Annotated in this window: 1 protein-coding gene; it reads left to right on the top strand. The window is 41.0% G+C overall.

Going from position 1 to position 515, the window contains the following annotated elements:
* Positions 1–515: transketolase family protein (locus AC6CH7_RS26475; RefSeq protein WP_498265563.1), on the top strand; the 515-nt coding region annotated here is incomplete at both ends.

Raw genomic sequence — 515 nt, 5'->3', positions numbered from 1 at the left:
GGCTCTTTAAAAATGGATGCCTTTATTAAAGAATTCCCTGAACGCTTTTTCCAGATCGGTATTGCTGAAGCAAACATGATCGGTATTGCAGCCGGTTTAACTATTGGCGGTAAAATTCCTTTTACAGGAACTTTTGCCAACTTTTCTACAGGAAGGGTTTATGATCAGATCCGCCAATCGGTAGCTTATTCTGACAAAAACGTAAAAATATGTGCTTCCCATGCTGGTTTAACCCTTGGGGAAGACGGTGCAACTCACCAGATTCTTGAAGACATCGGTTTAATGAAAATGCTTCCGGGCATGACTGTAATTAACCCTTGTGATTACAATCAAACAAAGGCAGCTACTATTGCTATTGCTGAGCATCATGGACCGGTTTATCTGCGTTTTGGTCGTCCTGTAATCCCTGTATTTACTGATCCGGATCAGAAATTCGAAATCGGTAAAGCATGGATGGTAAATGAAGGTACTGATGTAACCATTATTGCAACCGGACATATGGTTTGGAAAGCAAT

The organism is Pedobacter sp. GQ55 (assembly GCF_059758925.1).
Note: the sequence above shows the minus strand (reverse complement) of the source record. Positions and strands in the feature narration are given on the sequence as shown.